This is a genomic window from Kosakonia sp. ML.JS2a, from assembly GCF_025642095.1.
Taxonomy (GTDB): domain Bacteria; phylum Pseudomonadota; class Gammaproteobacteria; order Enterobacterales; family Enterobacteriaceae.
Window position 1 is genome coordinate 2194985 of record NZ_CP106754.1, and the last position, 17044, is coordinate 2212028.

Below are 17044 nucleotides of genomic sequence, written 5' to 3' on the forward strand. Positions count from 1 at the left end.
GCGAGAAATATAGCCAGCGGTTGGTGATATTAAAAGGCAGAGTGTAATACTCCGCCTTTTAATATTTATCAGAGAAACAGTTGGTTAAGTTTCGCCGTCACCTCATCCAGTAATTCAAAACGACGGCGATATTCAGCACGTTTTTTACTGGCGATCGCTTCTAGTGGTTTACGGGTAAATTGCGTGGGTAAACGCCAGCGCCAGGCATTCTCTTTTTCGCCTTCAATAGAAGCCCAAAATTCATCGTAGCTGGCGTGGAAATGACGACCTTTGCTTAAACGATAACGCAGTGCGCGAAAGACGTGACCGTTATCGCTGACGCCATACAGTGCCGTTACGCCAGTTTGTGCTGCCAGCTGGCTCAATACTTCCAGCAACATCTTTTTGGGGAACACGCCGTGGCAGGCGCGGGTAGCGACTTTAATGACATCACGGTTAACGCTTTTACGCGGCCCTTGTAACCCGCCAATGACCAGCGCGCGCTGACCGTTTTCGCTCACTACGCTGAATGTCGCACTGGCCAGCAAGATATTATCAGCATCACGTAGCCACAATGTACTTTCGCCCTCACGTTCTGCTTTACTGGCACAGGAAGCGTACAGACAAAAACGGCTATCATCTTTGCCTGTAAATTCAAGGATCTGGCACGATTCTGCTGCACTCAGCGCATCTGCCAGCACAGGAGGAACCTGCTCGTCGAGCCAGGTGTAATGCGCAATGATGGCATCAGCACGCTGTGCCGCATTCAGACCGCGGGTCAGATACTGGCGATGTGATTTGCTCGGCAGTGTTACCTGCGCGCTAAGCAGACGGTCAAATTCCGGGCGACGCGATAGGTTGTTCAGCATGCGGGTCGTTGGCGACCAGAAAAGCAATGAACGTAGTAGAAACTTAATACGATAATCGATCTTTTTCCAGATGGGGCCAGGAATAAGGCGACCGGTGACTAAATCGGAAATAATATGCCGATTGTAATTTGCATTAAGTTCTGTGCGCAGGCTGATATTTGACACGATGAGGACCTCTTATTGTTTCACTGCTCATTTTAGAGATCCGCAAAATACAAATTAACGCTGTCAGGTACTTTATTTACGCTTCGTTTAGGGATGATTTAGATTATTAACATGGCCCGAATATTATTCCCTTCGTCAAGGCTTTTTCTATACTAAAAATAAGGGGGAGAAATATGTACGAACGTATTGACGGCACACGCTGGCGGCATATCTGGATTGTGGGTGACCTGCACGGTTGTCACCCGCAATTAATGGGGGCATTACGCGAACGCCAGTTTGACCCTTATCAGGATCTGCTCATTTGCGTCGGTGATTTGATCGATCGCGGGCCGCAAAGTCTTCAGTGCCTCAGGTTACTGAATAAAAAATGGTTTAAAACCGTGCGCGGAAATCATGAGCAGATGGCGATTGATGCAGTGCGTTACGGCGATACGGCGATGTGGCAACTCAACGGGGGGCGATGGTTCGCAGAGCTCTCTCATGCAGAGCAGCAGCAGGCGCTGGAGGCATTGCACACCTGTGCAGCACTACCCTATATCTTCGAATTGCGCTGCGACAACGGCATCAATGTCATTGCTCACGCCGATTATCCGTCTGAGGAGTACCAGTGGGATAAAGCAGTAGACCGCGAGTCAGTGTTGTGGCGACGCGACAGGTTAAATCAGCTCTTGTCCGGCAAAGGCGGAAAAATAGCCGGGGCGGACCATTTCTGGTTCGGACATACGCCGCTGAAGCAGCGCTGTGATGCGTATAATCTGCACTATATCGATACGGGGGCGGTGTTTGGCGGTGCGCTAACGCTGGTTCAGGTGCAGTGATCAAAAATCGCTGAATTCATTGGCCGGACGCCAGAAACCGTCAATAAACTCTTCAACGGGGTAGCAGCCTCCGTGGCGCAAACGCTGATCGTCCATGGCGCGCAGGCACTGTTGCTCGGTATTGAACACATCAATGACGATATCGTCACATCCACCGTCCAGGTAGCAAACGAATAAGACCAGAGCGAACATTCCATCCTCGGTACAGTACAACGTAACGATAAGTGTAGGGGATGAATGAGGGCAGGGGAAATCAGGCGGGTAAATAACCCGTCTTACGGACGGGTTCCCTTTGGATCAGGCAAGACGCATAACCCAGGTATCAGACTTCTGATCGTAATGCTCCCGGTACAGGACCGAATGTTCGCCGTTGAGAATTGCCGGTATGCTGGTATCCGCATCCCAGGCATCAAGTTGCATACATAAATCCGGGTCAGAATCGCAGGGGATCCTTAACGTTCGTTCCCCCTGATTATCCCCTTGCAGCTCGGCATCATCGATTTCGAATGCGCCTATGCGCACGCTGGTCTTCGTCATAATGCTCTCCATTGATCGCTGATATTGTGGTACGACCAGTAAGGTCGCCCAAAATTCAGCCTGGTACAACACAGAGCAAGTTGCCAGTCAGAACGTGCTATTTTTTTGCGCGCCGTCACGCATTCCCGGCAAACAAGCGCCCATCACGCACCAGTTCGCGGGGATAGCTGTTTTTCAGTCGTGAACCGACTTTTTTGGCCAACCCCAGTGGTTGCCCCTGGAACGTCACAATCACATCATCGCGTGGTGGCGTGACTTGCGGGTAGATGTCCCGTCCGCGATACCACTCTTCGGCTTCCGCTTGCGTCAGTGGGAAGGCGAGGGGATTGTCATGTCCTGCCAGCGCAATAATGGCTTCATGCTGCCAGCGATAGCCTTTGTTGTGTGTTTCCGCGAGGCGGATACCGATGCGGGAGAAACGGACTTTCCCGATCAACGGTTCGATATTGGCCGGAAAAAGCCAGATCTCTTTATCCCGCTGCCACAGATGCAGTTCATCATCCCAGTTCAGCCCCACAGACTTCGCAGCGGTTTCCACCAATGCGGCTTCACGTGGTTTCAGCGGAGTGAAGGGGAAATTCCCCACTTTGTAGGTGGGGGCGGGCAGGGCGTCGACATCGGCAGTTTTACGCAATCGGGCGACGAAGAAACCTTCGCAGTCGTAAATTTGTGGAAAAACGTGCAGGAAACCGTCGGCGGTGAGTGCGCGCCCGGCATCGGGGAAGAGGTCGCCCAGTGGCAGAAACTCAACGGCATTTGGGTATTGATCTCTCAGCCAATGACAGATGGCTTCGTTTTCATCACGGTTGAGCGTACAGGTGGAATAAACCAGTACCCCACCGGAGCGCAATGCGTGAAACGCGCTCATAATCAGTTCGCGTTGGGTGGCGGCTATCTCCAGATTGCTGGCGACGGACCAGTTTTTCAGCGCGTCGGCATCTTTACGCACCACGCCTTCCCCGGAGCAGGGGGCATCAAGCAAAATCGCATCAAACATCCCCGGTAGCGCCGGGCCAAATACGCGCCCATCGAAATGGGTCAACGCAACGTTACGGATGCCGTTACGACTGATATTGGCATGCAGCACTTTCACCCGACTGGCGGAGAACTCGTTGGCGAGAATAGCGCCGTTGTTCTCCATCTTTGCGGCGATTTGCGTGGTTTTCGACCCCGGCGCGGCTGCCACATCCATCACCCGTTGCGGTTTTTCGCCGTCGGCAAACAGCGCCGTGACCGGCAACATGGAACTGGCTTCCTGAATGTAAAATAAGCCGCTTAAGTGTTCCGCAGTACTGCCCAGCGGCAGCGTCTCCTCATCATCCCGCTCGATCCAGAAGCCTTCTGCACACCACGGGACCGGCGTCAGTTGCCAGCCATAGGGTGACACCAGTGTCAGAAAATCCGCGACGGTGATTTTTAGCGTATTCACGCGGATGCTGCGGCGCAGCGGACGCTGACAGGCAGCAATGAATTCGTCGAAAGAGAGATGTTCCGGCATTGCGAGGCGCATTTGCGCCAGGAATTCTTCAGGAAGGTAGACAGCGTTTTGAGCCACGGAGCGCACCACAAGGAGTAAAACAGGCGCGCAGTGTAGCATAAAGGCTCCGACGCAGGCACGCCGGAGCCAGCAGGTTTAACGCGGAAGGGCCGTACCCCATTGACGCCACTCTTTGGGTTCACTTTCCAGTAACAGGAAGTGTTTACCCGGTTGAGCTTTCGGCGCCAACGGTGTATCTGGAGGCGTTGCGAAGGCAATACCACCGCGAATGAACTGATTAAAGGTACCGGTTTTCACCACCCCACCGGTCAAACCAAAGTCCAGCGTGTAGCCCGATGCCAGCCAGAATACTGAGTTGTTGCGCACCAGGTGTTGATAACGCTTGCTGATACGCATGGCCACCATCACACGATCCGACAAGGTACCAAGCGTTAATCCTGTCACGGTGCCGACTTCAATACCGCGGAACAGCACTGGCGTGCCGATGTTCATCGAGCCCACTTCCGGCGCTTCACCCACAATATTTAGCCCATCAAGGTAACGGGAGTCGGTGATAGTGGCTTCGGATATTTCAAAATCACGTCGCAGCTCGCCGCGACCCGGTTCGACATTGATATAAGGTTGCAACAGCGTATCAAGGTGCTCAACGCCTGCGGCAGAAATCTGCGGCGTGATCACCGAGAAACGCGTACCCGCACGGGCGAAGGTTTGCACATATTCCGGATAGAGCACGGCGCTTGCCTGCACTTCGTTCTTATCCGTGATCAGCTGTAAGTTCTGGATCTGCCCGATATCAATGCCCAGGTAGCGGATCGGCATTCCTGCCGCCAGTTTACCGGCGTCGAATGTATGCAGGGTGATTTGACCGCCAACCGCGCGCGCTGCGGTTTCGGAGGCATAAAGCACGCGTTTATCGCCTTTGCGAACGCGACCGCTGGCACCGCTGAGGTTATCGAAACTGATCGCACCTTTAATTGCCCGGGAAAGCGGCGACGCCTGAACTGTCAGACCGCTGCCATTGAGTTGCACTTTCGCGCCACCCTCTGCCCAGAACACACTGTTGGTGGTCAGCAGATCGCGGTATTCCGGTTTGATATGCAAATCAATGTCGAACGCATTCGCGCGCGGGCGAACGGTGATCACCTGACCCACTTCGAACTTACGGTAGAGCACCACGGAACCGGTTTGAACGTCTGGCAGGGTTTCTGCCGTCAGCGTCAGGGTGGTGGTCGGCAGGTCGCTCAGACTGTTTTCCAGCGCTTTATCAAGGTTGGCGAACAGCGGGTAACTTTTTTTCATCTCCCCTTTATCGCCGGGCAGAATGCGGATCCCGCCGCTGACCCACTCACTGGCGCTGGCGGCAAGGAACTCAACACCGTCCAGACCCACTTTCACGTCAATGCGGCTGTTGACCACAAATTTGCTGTCACCGTGCACCAGCGATCGGTATTGCGGATCGATAGCCACCGCAAAAGAGACGCCGTCATTCGTGAGGGTGCGTTCCAGCACCTGGCCTATTTGTACGCCATGCAATACCAGCGGTTGTCCCGCGTCGATACCATAGCTTTCCGGCGCGGTCAGCGTCAGCGTCAGTACTCCCGGTGCCTGCAACAGGTTTTTATCTGCCGGCAGCACCGGGAACTGGTTGCGCGGTTGACCTTCGCCCGGTACCAGCTCAAGCGTATTGCCGGTTAACAGCGAACTGATATTGGGGTTATCGAGGGAGATTTTTGGGCTACGCATCTCAATGCGGGTGGTATCGCGCAGCAGGTTGACGACGCCCGGATCAACGGTCAACTCGCCAGTGACGTTACCGCCAGGGTTGAGATCGATTTTTGTCAGCTCGCCCACTTCCAGCCCCTGGTACATCAGTGGCGTCGAACCGGCTTTCAGCCCTTGTCCGCTGGGTAAGTCCAGTTTCACCAGCACGCCGCGCTGGCTATGCGCTAAATCTTCATATAACCCATACTCATCATCTTGCGCAGCCGCTTGCGAGTCATCCGGGGAATCAAAGGCAATAGCGCCATTCACCAGCGCTGCCAGGCTTTCAAGTTCCACCTTCGCGCCGCTAAGGCTCACGTCCGCTTTCACGCCGGACACATTCCAGAAACGGCTGCCTTTCTTGACCAGGTTAGTGAAACGGCGTTCAATCAGCACATCGATGGTCACGCCTTGTTTGTTAGCATTGATGGCGTAATCGTAGACGCGTCCTACGGGAATTTTGCGAAAATAGACCAGCGACCCACTGTTCAGCGCGCCTAAATCCGGGGCATGCAAATGGATCATCAATTCACCATTATTCAGGCGATATTTCGGCTGAGTATCCAGCGCGGTGAAGTGCTCTTGCGGGTCGCCTTTTCCTGGCATCATGCCGATATAGTTGCCGCCAACCAGCGCATCCAGCCCGGAAACTCCAGCCAGCGACGCTTTCGGCGTGACCAACCAGAACTGGGTTTCGCTGCGCAGGGCATCTTTCATATTGGCTTTGATGCTGGCGCGAACTTCAATTTTTTTCAGATCGTCGCTCAGGCGAATATCCTGCACGGTACCGACTTCCACGCCCTGATATCGTACGGGGGTGCGCCCGGCAACGATGCCATCGGCGGACATAAAATCGATAGTGATGGTATTACCCCGGTCTTCATAGCTGCTCCAGATAAGCCAGCCTGCGATCAACAAGGCAATCACCGGTAACAGCCAGAACGGCGAAATGCGCCGTTTAGATTTTATACGCGCTTCAGTCGGCGAAGCGGGGGTTTCCTGACTCATGTGCATCCCAAAGTAAGCGACTGTCCAGCCATTCCACAGCAAGAATAGTCAAAATTACCGCCGCGCCGAAATAAAACGCGGCCGGTCCCATTGTAAAAGCGAGTAGCTGGTCGCGATTAATCAGTGACATCATCAGTGAAATGACAAACAGATCGAGCATCGACCAACGCCCAATCCAGGTCACAAAGCGCAAAAGCAGCAGGCGAGTGCGTAACCCCTGTTCAAATTTGAAATGGATGCTGAGAAGCAGTGTAAACAGCACAACCACTTTGGTAAATGGCACCAGGATACTGGCGATAAATACCACACCCGCCACGGCGATATTGCTGTGTGCAAGTGAAACAATACCGGAGAGAATGGTGTCTTCCTGACGCGTGCCGTTGACGTAGATAATTGAAATCGGCATCAGGTTGGCCGGAAAAAGCAGAATTAATGATGCAATCAGCGATGCCCAGCACTTTTGCAGGCTTTGCTTACGCCGCAAAGGCAGGGGAATATGGCAGCGCGGGCAGCGACCACGGGGATCGGGAATACCCGTAAAGTGGCACCCCAGGCAAATGCGCAATTGTGGATCGGGGCGTTTTGCCGGACGTTGTGGATAAAAACGCTCCCATAATTGCTCAACATTTAAGTGGACAAGCGTCATTACGCTCAGGATCACCAACGCGGCAAAGGCAAACAAGCCGATACCCGGCTGCAAGAAGGCGTAATCCTGAACTTTAATCGATGCAACGCCGATGCCCACCAGATAGATGTCCAGCATCACCCACTCTTTCAGTTTCTCCAGCATCAGCAATACCGGGCGAAGATTCATGCCGATAATATTGCCAAGCCATAAATAGGCAATCGCGGTAACCAGCACCAGCGGTGCGCCTACCGTGCAAAACAGTACCATGGCGCCGGTGAGCGGCGAGCCCTGGGCGGTCATTTGCCAGATCCCTTGCAACAGATTGGCGTCGATACGCACGCCTAACAGATACAGGTGTAGCAGCGGTTCACCCCAGGCGAAGGGCATCAACAAAATCATGGTGACCGCCATGGCCCCAAGCCGGGTGAGCGACCAGTCGCGACCATCGCGTATTTTGGCGTCGCAGCAGGGGCAAAATGCACTTTGGTGCGATTTCATAACCGGTAACGCAAAAAGCGTATCGCATTGCGGGCAGCGCTGATAATGTGCGCGGGGTAACGCTTCACCCACCCGGTGAACGGCGATTTTTTGCGTAGTCGCGAGTTGTCGAATCTTCAGTGCCATTGCGTACATCAGGAAAGGTTTGAATAAATCTATCTTAACTCATGTCGGGAACATCTTGAGCATCAACGCATTTAATGCTTATTTTAATAGGCTAAGCAGTTTTTCAAAGTAAGACACCAAAGTGGTTGGATAATGAACAAAACAGAATTTTACGCGGACCTTAACCGCGATTTTCAGGCGTTAATGGCAGGCGAAACCAGTTTTTTAGCGACGCTGGCGAACACCAGCGCATTACTGTTTGAACGTCTTGATGGGGTGAACTGGGCCGGTTTTTACCTGCTCGAAGGCGACACGCTGGTGTTAGGCCCGTTCCAGGGGAAAATTGCCTGCGTGCGTATTCCCGTTGGTCGTGGCGTGTGCGGCACGGCAGTGGCGCAGAATCGCGTGCAGCGCGTGGAAGATGTGCATCAGTTTGATGGGCATATTGCCTGTGATGCCGCCAGTAATTCTGAAATCGTATTACCGCTGTCGGTGAATAATCAGATAATTGGTGTGCTGGATATCGACAGCGTTGTCTTCTCGCGTTTCACCGCTGAGGATGAACAAGGGCTGCGCGAGTTAGTGTCGCATCTGGAAAATGTCCTTGCGGGGACTGATTTTAAAAAAATCTTTGCGCCCGTCGCAGGATAATCAACGGATAACGTAGCATTTACGGATAGCGTCATTATAATGACGCCTGTTCATGCCTGCGCTTGTTGGCAACGTCCGTTGTAATCAGGAAATTTCATGGAAAATCAACCTAAGTTGAATAGCAGTAAAGAAGTTATCGCTTTTTTGGCCGAACGTTTCCCTCACTGTTTCAGTGCTGAAGGCGAAGCACGCCCCCTGAAAATCGGCATTTTTCAGGACTTAGTTGAGCGTGTTGAGGGTGAGATGAGTCTCAGTAAAACCCAACTTCGTTCCGCTTTACGTCTTTATACTTCAAGCTGGCGTTACCTGTACGGCATCAAAGCGGGCGCAGCTCGTGTGGATCTCGACGGCAACCCGTGCGGCGTGCTGGATGAGCAGCATGTAGAGCATGCGCGTAAACAGCTTGAAGAAGCCAAAGCTCGCGTTCAGGCACAGCGTGCTGAACAGCAAGCGAAAAAACGAGAAGCCGCTGCTGCTGCCGGTCAGGAAGAGGCGCCGCGTCGTGAACGTAAACCTCGCCCGGCTCCGCGTCGTAAAGAAGGCGGCGAGCGCAAACCTCGTGCTGACAAACCTGTCGCGAAAACCCAACGCGCACCACAGCAGGAAGAGCGTCATACGCCAGTTTCAGATTTATCTGCGCTGAGCGTAGGACAGAACCTGAAAGTGAAGGCGGGGAACAATGCGATGGACGCCACCGTACTGGAAATCACCAAAGATGGCGTTCGCGTACAGCTTAGTTCGGGTATGTCGATGATTGTACGCGCAGAACATCTCTTGTTCTGAAACGGAGGCCTGGCCTGGCATGAACACTTTGTTTAAGCGCACAGCGTTGGTTGGCCTGTTACTTGTAACAGGTCATGCCCTGGCTGTGGAAGATATCACCCGTGCCGATCAAATTCCGGTGTTAAAGGAAGAGACGCAGCACGCGACAGTGAGCGAACGCGTAACCTCGCGTTTCACCCGCTCCCACTATCGCCAGTTCGACCTGGATCAGGCGTTCTCGGCGAAGATTTTTGATCGTTATCTGAATCTGCTGGATTACAGTCACAACGTGTTGCTGGCTGGCGATGTCGATCAGTTTTCGCAGAAGAAAGGCCAAATTGGCGACGAACTACGCAGTGGTAAGCTCGACGTCTTTTATGACCTGTATAACCTCGCGCAAAAGCGCCGTTTTGAACGTTATCAATACGCTCTGAAAGTACTGGAGCGCCCGATGAACTTCACGGGCAATGACACGTTCAATCTGGATCGCAGTAAAGCGCCCTGGCCGAAAGATGAAGCCGAGCTGAATGCGCTGTGGGACAGCAAAGTGAAGTATGACGAGCTGAGTCTTAAGCTCACAGGGAAAGACGAAAAAGAAGTGCGTGAAACCCTGGCCCGTCGTTATAAGTTTGCTATTCGCCGCCTGGCGCAGACCAACAGCGAAGACGTATTCTCACTGGCCATGACGGCGTTTGCCCGTGAAATCGATCCACATACCAATTACCTTTCTCCACGTAATACTGAGCAATTCAATACTGAAATGAGCCTCTCGCTTGAAGGTATTGGCGCGGTATTGCAGATGGACGACGACTACACCGTGATCAATTCAATGGTTGCAGGCGGTCCGGCGGCGAAAAGTAAAGCCATCAGCGTGGGCGATCGCATCGTCGGCGTTGGGCAGACCGGTCAGAATATGGTCGACGTTATCGGCTGGCGTCTTGACGATGTCGTGGCGCTGATCAAAGGGCCGAAAGGCAGCAAAGTGCGTCTCGAAGTCCTGCCTGCGGGCAAGGGCACGAAAACACGCATTGTGACGCTGACACGTGAACGTATTCGCCTTGAAGACCGGGCCGTGAAAATGTCCGTGAAGACCGTCGGCAAAGAAAAAGTCGGCGTGCTGGATATTCCTGGTTTTTATGTCGGTCTGACTGACGATGTTAAAGTTCAGTTGCAAAAACTGGAAAAACAAAACGTTAGCAGTGTGGTTATCGATTTACGTACTAACGGCGGCGGCGCGCTGACGGAAGCTGTTTCGCTTTCCGGTCTGTTTATTCCATCCGGTCCGGTTGTGCAGGTTCGTGATAATAACGGCAAGGTTCGTGAAGACAGCGATACCGACGGTGTCGTCTATTACAAAGGCCCGCTGGTGGTGCTGGTTGACCGTTTTAGCGCCTCGGCATCGGAAATCTTCGCTGCGGCGATGCAGGATTATGGACGTGCGCTGATTGTTGGTGAACCGACTTTCGGTAAAGGCACCGTTCAACAGTATCGCTCACTTAACCGTATCTACGATCAGATGCTGCGTCCTGAGTGGCCAGCGCTGGGTTCGGTGCAGTACACCATCCAGAAATTCTATCGTGTGAACGGCGGCAGTACGCAGCGCAAAGGCGTAACGCCGGACATTATTATGCCGACCGGGACGCAGGTGACGGAAACCGGTGAAAAATTTGAAGATAACGCACTGCCGTGGGACAGCATTAATGCTGCCACCTTTGTGAAATCTGGCGATTTGAAACCGTTTGGCGCGGAACTCCTCAAAGATCATGACGATCGTATCGCGAAAGATCCTGAGTTCCAGTACATCATGAAGGACATTGCCCGTTTCAATGCCCTGAAAGATAAACGCAATCTCATCTCGCTGAACCTGGCACAGCGTGAAAAAGAGAATGCGGAAGATGATGCTATTCGTCTTTCCCGTCTCAACGATCGCTTTAAACGTGAAGGCAAGCCGTTGTTGAAAAAGCTGGATGATTTGCCGAAAGATTACCAGGAGCCGGATCCGTACCTTGACGAGACGGTTCATATTGCGCTTGACCTCGCGCATCTGGATAAAGACAAACCGGCGGAACAACCCGCTCCCGCGAAGTAAAATCAAGCAGGCACAAGAAATTGTGCCTGTTTTTTTAACAATCCTCCATTGGCGTAAGCATTGTGCTACAAAATGTAAAGTTGTGTCTTTCTGGTGACTTACGCTGTCCCGATGCTTGAAAATACCGTGTATACCCATACGATGTGGGTAATCGCATAGTGCGTTTTGTTAAATCGAGGTTAAAAGAAAATTATGATGCGAATCGCGCTCTTCCTGTTGACTAACCTGGCCGTTATGTTGGTGTTCGGCCTGGTGCTTAGCCTGACGGGCATTCAGTCGAGCAGCGTTCAGGGCTTGTTAATCATGGCGCTGCTGTTTGGTTTTGGCGGCTCATTCATTTCATTACTGATGTCGAAATGGATGGCACTGAAATCCGTGGGTGGGGAAGTGATTGAGCAACCGCGCAACGATATGGAGCGCTGGTTGATGGATACTGTTGCACAGCAGTCCCGCCAGGCAGGCATCGCTATGCCGCAGGTGGCAATTTACCACGCGCCGGATATCAATGCGTTTGCAACGGGCGCGCGCCGCGATGCGTCTCTGGTTGCCGTGAGCACCGGACTGTTGCAAAACATGAGCCGCGATGAAGCCGAAGCGGTTATCGCGCACGAAATCAGCCATGTGGCGAACGGCGATATGGTGACCATGACGCTGATTCAGGGCATTGTGAACACCTTCGTTATCTTTATCTCCCGCATCATTGCGCAGATTGCTGCAGGTTTCCTGAGCGGAAACCGTGATGATGGTGAAGAGAGTAATGGTAACCCGTTGATCTACTTCGCTGTGGCCACCGTGCTGGAGCTGGTATTCGGTATTCTGGCGAGCATTATTACCATGTGGTTCTCCCGCCATCGCGAATTCCATGCGGACGCCGGTTCAGCGAAACTGGTGGGGCGTGAGAAGATGATTGCTGCCTTGCAGCGTCTGAAAACCAGCTATGAGCCGCAGGAAGCCAGCAGCATGATGGCGTTTTGTATCAACGGTAAGTCTAAATCGCTGAGCGAGCTGTTTATGACGCACCCGCCGCTGGACAAACGTATTGAGGCTTTACGCACCGGCGAATATCTGAAGTAAGCCGCATGCGGAAAGTAAAAAAGCGCGTCAACCGACGCGCTTTTTTTATGCCGCGCGCGGTTGCGTAATGCGTAATCCGCTGATTACCGCAGCCAGCAGGGCCAGTATTCCCGCCAGCAGCAGTGAAGAGTGTGTTCCGTTGGTATCAAACAGGTTAAACATCAGCGCCACCAGCGCGGCGCCGGAACTCTGTCCCAGTAAACGGGCGGTGCCCAGCATACCACTGGCCCCGCCACTGCGCTGCCGGGGGGCGGCGGTAATGATGGTATGGTTATTAGGCGACTGGAACAAACCAAAGCCAGCGCCGCACAGCGCCATGCGCCAGACAATATCGATATCGGCAGGTGTGGCCGGGAGCATTGCCAGTGCGAACAACCCCGCGGCCATCATTGCCAGGCCCAGTGCGCCGAGCATTCCTGCATGTACCCGCTCAATCAGATAACCGGCCAGCGGTGCCATCACCATGGTGGCCAGCGGCCAGGGCGTTAACAGAATGCCGCTTTCCACTTCACTGCGCCCAAGCGTGGTTTGCAGGAAAAAGGGCAGGGAAACCAGCGCCAGCATCTGGGCACAGAACGAACAAATCGAGGTGCAGATAGAGAGCGAAAACAGCGGAATGCGCAGCAGATCAACCGGCAGAAGCGGTACAGGCAGCCGTAGCTGTCTGCGGACAAACAACCAACCCGTTATCAACAGTACAATGATCTCCAGCGAGACCACGGTGATAGATTGCCCCTGCGCAAAACCGCTGAGTGCGGTAATCAGAAGCCCAAAAGTGAGGGCATTCATCACGGCGCTGGGCAAATCGAATTTCGGCATGGTACTGCGTGCACCGTTTGGAGGCAAAAATTTGATGGCCAGTAACAGGGCAATAATGCCCAACGGTACGTTAACCAAAAATAACCATTGCCAGGATGCCACAGAGAGTATTGCTGAGGCCAGCGTTGGCCCGGCGGCAGAAGAGACCGCGACGACAAACGAGTTAATGCCCATCCCGCGCCCCAGGCTGCGCTGGGGATAGATCAGGCGTATCAGCGCCGTGTTGACGCTCATGAGCGCAGCGCCGCCAAAACCTTGCGCCACGCGCGCCAGCGTGAGCGTAAGAAGCGAGTCTGACAGCGCGCAAAGCAGGGAGGTTAAGGTGAACAATATCAGCCCACATTGGTACACACGGCGATAACCGAACATGTCACCAAGGAAAGAGAGCGTCAGCAACGAGACGACAATAGCAATCTGATAAGCGTTAACGATCCAGATGGAGCTGGCAGGGGAGGCATGCAGATCGCGGGCGATAGTTGGCAGGGCGACGTTGGCGATGGCACCGTCCAGCACCGCCATGGCGATACCGATGACGATCGTCAGAATCGCGCCATAGCGCAGCGGCACGGGCAGGCCGTCTGTGGAACTTTTATCCATATAAATTTCAGGGCTATAATCACAGAGTTATTTGTATAATGATTCTATCATTGGTATTCCGGCTTTATGTCGCAGATTTGTAACGAAGTTGGCAAACGCGCATTGCGGCGGTTGGTCGACGAATTTATAATAAAAACCGATTCTGATTTTTATAAAACACAGGCGATGAGGTGATTAATGGCAATCGCAGATTTGGATAAGCAGCCAGATTCTGTCTCTTCAGTATTGAAGGTATTTGGCATTCTGCAGGCGCTCGGCGAAGAGCGTGAGATCGGTATCACCGAGCTTTCGCAGCGTGTCATGATGTCAAAAAGCACCGTTTATCGCTTTTTGCAAACAATGAAGTCTCTGGGCTATGTCGCGCAGGAAGGGGAATCTGAAAAATATTCTCTGACCCTGAAACTGTTCGAACTGGGTGCCCGTGCGTTGCAAAACGTTGATTTGATCCGCAGTGCGGATATCCAGATGCGTGAACTCTCACGTTTGACGAAAGAGACTATCCACCTGGGTGCGCTGGATGAAGACAGCATTGTTTACATCCACAAGATTGACTCAATGTATAACCTGCGCATGTATTCACGTATTGGCCGTCGTAACCCGCTGTACAGCACAGCGATTGGTAAAGTACTGCTGGCGTGGCGTGACAAGGAAGAAGTACTGCAAATTCTGGACGGTGTTGAATACAAACGCAGCACCGATCGCACAATCACCAGTACGGAAGATCTGTTGCCGATGCTGGATATCGTACGTCAGCAGGGCTATGGCGAAGATAATGAAGAGCAGGAAGAGGGCTTACGCTGCATCGGTGTGCCGGTATTTGACCGTTTCGGCGTGGTGATTGCGGGCTTGAGTATCTCTTTCCCGACGTTGCGTTTCTCTGAAGAGCGACTGCACGAATACGTGGAAATGCTGCATCAGGCAGCGCGGAAAATCTCCGAACAGATGGGGTATAACGACTACCCGTTCTGATAAAAAAGCCGCCTGAGGGCGGCTTTTTCGTTTTCGCATTAACCGTTATCGATCACGGTATCGCTTTTGCGAATCAATGGGCAGTTTGCCAGCCCGAAGAAACCGTTATCGGAATGAACATATTGTGCGGTACTGGTGCCGCGCGCGGTTAAATATTTACACTGCAGACCTAACCCTGCTGCATTCTCATGACTTCCGATCAGCACCCCGTAGCCGCTCAGCAAAAGCCCAATCCACACGAGTGCGATAAGGATCACACCCCGGATAAGTGTACGCATATTAGCTCCTTGCATTGTGGAAAACGTTACGCTTAGGCTACTAAGTTTACCTTGTGAAACAAGTCGAGCATTCCTAAAAAAACCGAAAGGGGATACAGTTAGTCGCGGTTTAGGGAAGCCATGATAACCTGGTTACACCTTGCAACGTTGCGGAGAGTGGAGTGAGAAAATTTAGATGGCTGATCCTGGCTGCCGTTTTGGTGGTCTGCCTGCTGCTCTGGACTCAAATGATTAACGTGATGTGCGATCAGGATGTACAATTCTTCAGCGGTATCTGCGTCATCAACAAATTCATCCCCTGGTAATGGCATTTTTTCAGTGAGAGATTTCCTTCCTTGACGCCAGTGGTAAAATGCCGCGTCTACATTGAGGTGGTGAAATGAACGAAGTAATGAATTCGGGTGCGCTTAATTTTGCGTCCCTCGTGGTTTCTTTGGTGGTTTTGGTTGTTGGTCTGGTGTTGTGGTTTTTTATCAATCGCGCCAGTTCGCGTTCAAACGAGCAGATTGAACTGCTTGAAGCGCTGTTAGATCAGCAAAAACGGCAAAATGCGCTGCTGCGCCGCCTGTGTGAATCTAACGAGCCGGAGAAAGAAGAGACGCCTGAACCGGTAAAAGCGCAGGCAAAAGAGGATGATGAGGATTTCATTCGCCTGGTGGCAGAACGCTAACCGCGCAGGAGGGCGAGATGGCCTGGAAAAATCCCTGGTATAATCCTGCTCTCCCGCATCACACGCCTGAAGGCTTCACCAACACGACGCCTGTCGTCAATCAGCCCGGAGATCTAAAACGCTGGCGCAATGAGCGCAAAGCCGCCGGGCTTCCCAAACCTCCCGCGAATGGTTACGACTGCTTTACTGAACAGTGGTGGCAAAAGGCGGTGTTGGATCATGAACAAACTGATGGTCTGTGGTGGCTGGGACATGCCAGCATCCTTTTGCGGTTGCAGGGCCACTATCTGCTGACTGACCCGGTCTTCTCTCACCGCGCATCGCCCGTACGTTTTGCAGGTCCTCAACGGCGTACGCCCCCAACGCTTGACGTTGCCGATCTTGTACAACTCGACGCTATCCTGATTTCTCATAACCATTACGACCATCTGGATAAATGGACGCTGCGCCAGTTGCTGCGCCGTTTTCCCGAGGTGCACTTTTTTGTGCCACTGGGTTTAGGTCATTGGGTCCGTCGGCTTGGCGCACGCCATGTTTTTGAGCTGGACTGGTGGCAATCTGTTGTTTTTAAGGGACTGTCGCTGACGGCTGCGCCTGCACGGCACTGGAGTATGCGAACGTTCTGGGATCGTAATCGTTCACTCTGGTGTGGATGGGTTGTTGCTTCCGACTGCCTTCAATTCTGGTTTGCAGGCGATACGGCCTATACGCCGGAGCTGTTACAGATTCCTGAAAAATTAGGTGCCCTGACTGTTGCAGCACTGCCAGTGGGCGCGTTTGCGCCACGCTGGTTCATGTCAAAACATCATATGGATCCGCAAGATGCCGTTGCGCTGTGGCAACAACTTGGGATGCCGCTGACGTTTCCCGTGCATTGGGGCGTGTTTGAACTTGCGGATGAATCACTGGATGAGCCGGTAAATGAATTGCAAAGCGCATTAAACGAAACGGCAACAGATAATCATAACTTTAGGATCCTGAAAATCGGTCAGTATTTATCCCTTACAAATTATGCAGCTTCACTTAAAAAAATGTGAGCTGTTATAAAATTGCACTGTTTTATTTTTATCGAAACGTTTTTATTGCCTTTTTGTGAGGCATTGTCATCATAATTTCATTATTTTGGTGCAAGCATTAACTTATTTGCACAACAAATATTCGATAGTAAACCCGGGGGATAGTTTCTTCCCTGGGCATAATTGTTTTAAGAATCGTCCTGGACAAGTAAGAAAGCATAACTATGCTAAAAAAGTACTGACGATATACAGT

At 52.5% G+C, this 17044-nt stretch carries 17 protein-coding genes; 9 read left to right on the plus strand and 8 right to left on the minus strand.

Going from position 1 to position 17044, the window contains the following annotated elements; all coding sequences use genetic code 11:
- Nucleotides 1-68: 68 nt before the first annotated feature.
- On the minus strand, nucleotides 69-1013 hold the full coding sequence (locus N7922_RS10560) for a VirK/YbjX family protein (RefSeq protein WP_263100486.1): 945 nt from the start codon (nucleotides 1011-1013) through the stop codon (nucleotides 69-71).
- 173 nt (nucleotides 1014-1186) lie between these two features.
- Between N7922_RS10560 and pphA the strand changes: the two genes are divergently transcribed.
- Entirely contained in the window at nucleotides 1187-1831 is a 645-nt protein-coding gene (pphA, locus tag N7922_RS10565) for a protein-serine/threonine phosphatase (protein ID WP_263100487.1), read from the plus strand.
- Here pphA and N7922_RS10570 read toward each other — a convergent pair whose 3' ends face one another.
- The 5 genes from N7922_RS10570 to yebS form a co-directional block, all read right to left on the minus strand.
- On the minus strand, nucleotides 1832-2023 hold the full coding sequence (locus tag N7922_RS10570; RefSeq protein WP_263100488.1) for a YebW family protein: 192 nt from the start codon (nucleotides 2021-2023) through the stop codon (nucleotides 1832-1834).
- Nucleotides 2024-2128: 105 nt separating this feature from the next.
- Complete coding sequence (locus tag N7922_RS10575) at nucleotides 2129-2368, minus strand: YebV family protein (RefSeq protein WP_061496641.1); 240 nt, start codon at nucleotides 2366-2368, stop codon at nucleotides 2129-2131.
- A gap of 115 nt (nucleotides 2369-2483) precedes the next feature.
- Nucleotides 2484-3923, minus strand: coding sequence for a 16S rRNA (cytosine(1407)-C(5))-methyltransferase RsmF (gene rsmF, locus N7922_RS10580; protein WP_263100489.1), 1440 nt, complete (start codon nucleotides 3921-3923; stop codon nucleotides 2484-2486).
- Nucleotides 3924-4001: 78 nt separating this feature from the next.
- Nucleotides 4002-6635: a PqiB family protein gene (locus N7922_RS10585; protein ID WP_263100490.1), complete on the minus strand. Its 2634-nt coding sequence runs from the start codon at nucleotides 6633-6635 to the stop codon at nucleotides 4002-4004.
- A complete protein-coding gene (yebS, locus tag N7922_RS10590) occupies nucleotides 6604-7887 on the minus strand; it encodes a membrane integrity lipid transport subunit YebS (RefSeq protein ID WP_263100491.1) in 1284 nt (427 codons plus the stop codon). Before yebS ends, N7922_RS10585 begins: the two co-directional genes overlap by 32 nt.
- A gap of 132 nt (nucleotides 7888-8019) precedes the next feature.
- Between yebS and N7922_RS10595 the strand changes: the two genes are divergently transcribed.
- The 4 genes from N7922_RS10595 (at nucleotide 8020) to htpX (ending at nucleotide 12442) form a co-directional block, all read left to right on the plus strand.
- A complete protein-coding gene (locus tag N7922_RS10595; protein ID WP_263100492.1) occupies nucleotides 8020-8517 on the plus strand; it encodes a GAF domain-containing protein in 498 nt (165 codons plus the stop codon).
- Nucleotides 8518-8613: 96 nt separating this feature from the next.
- Complete coding sequence (gene proQ / locus N7922_RS10600) at nucleotides 8614-9300, plus strand: RNA chaperone ProQ (protein WP_061496629.1); 687 nt, start codon at nucleotides 8614-8616, stop codon at nucleotides 9298-9300.
- Between the two features lie 19 nt (nucleotides 9301-9319).
- Nucleotides 9320-11368, plus strand: a complete 2049-nt coding sequence (gene prc, locus N7922_RS10605; RefSeq protein ID WP_263100493.1) for a carboxy terminal-processing peptidase — start codon at nucleotides 9320-9322, stop codon at nucleotides 11366-11368.
- 192 nt (nucleotides 11369-11560) lie between these two features.
- Complete coding sequence (htpX, locus tag N7922_RS10610) at nucleotides 11561-12442, plus strand: protease HtpX (RefSeq protein WP_263100494.1); 882 nt, start codon at nucleotides 11561-11563, stop codon at nucleotides 12440-12442.
- 45 nt (nucleotides 12443-12487) lie between these two features.
- On the opposite strand, the gene N7922_RS10615 is transcribed toward htpX, so the two are convergent.
- Nucleotides 12488-13858, minus strand: coding sequence for an MFS transporter (locus N7922_RS10615; RefSeq protein ID WP_263100495.1), 1371 nt, complete (start codon nucleotides 13856-13858; stop codon nucleotides 12488-12490).
- A 177-nt stretch (nucleotides 13859-14035) separates the two neighbouring features.
- On the opposite strand from N7922_RS10615, the gene kdgR reads away from it, so the two are divergent.
- On the plus strand, nucleotides 14036-14827 hold the full coding sequence (gene kdgR / locus N7922_RS10620) for a DNA-binding transcriptional regulator KdgR (protein ID WP_263100496.1): 792 nt from the start codon (nucleotides 14036-14038) through the stop codon (nucleotides 14825-14827).
- 38 nt (nucleotides 14828-14865) lie between these two features.
- Here the strand turns inward: kdgR and N7922_RS10625 are convergent, their stop codons facing one another.
- Entirely contained in the window at nucleotides 14866-15105 is a 240-nt protein-coding gene (locus N7922_RS10625; protein ID WP_263100497.1) for a YobH family protein, read from the minus strand.
- A gap of 161 nt (nucleotides 15106-15266) precedes the next feature.
- On the opposite strand from N7922_RS10625, the gene mgrB reads away from it, so the two are divergent.
- The 3 genes from mgrB (at nucleotide 15267) to N7922_RS10640 (ending at nucleotide 16812) form a co-directional block, all read left to right on the plus strand.
- A complete protein-coding gene (gene mgrB, locus N7922_RS10630) occupies nucleotides 15267-15410 on the plus strand; it encodes a PhoP/PhoQ regulator MgrB (protein ID WP_061496610.1) in 144 nt (47 codons plus the stop codon).
- A 74-nt stretch (nucleotides 15411-15484) separates the two neighbouring features.
- Nucleotides 15485-15775, plus strand: coding sequence for a YebO family protein (locus tag N7922_RS10635; protein ID WP_263100498.1), 291 nt, complete (start codon nucleotides 15485-15487; stop codon nucleotides 15773-15775).
- Nucleotides 15776-15792: 17 nt separating this feature from the next.
- On the plus strand, nucleotides 15793-16812 hold the full coding sequence (locus tag N7922_RS10640; RefSeq protein ID WP_263100499.1) for an MBL fold metallo-hydrolase: 1020 nt from the start codon (nucleotides 15793-15795) through the stop codon (nucleotides 16810-16812).
- The last annotated feature ends 232 nt before the right edge of the window (nucleotides 16813-17044 follow it).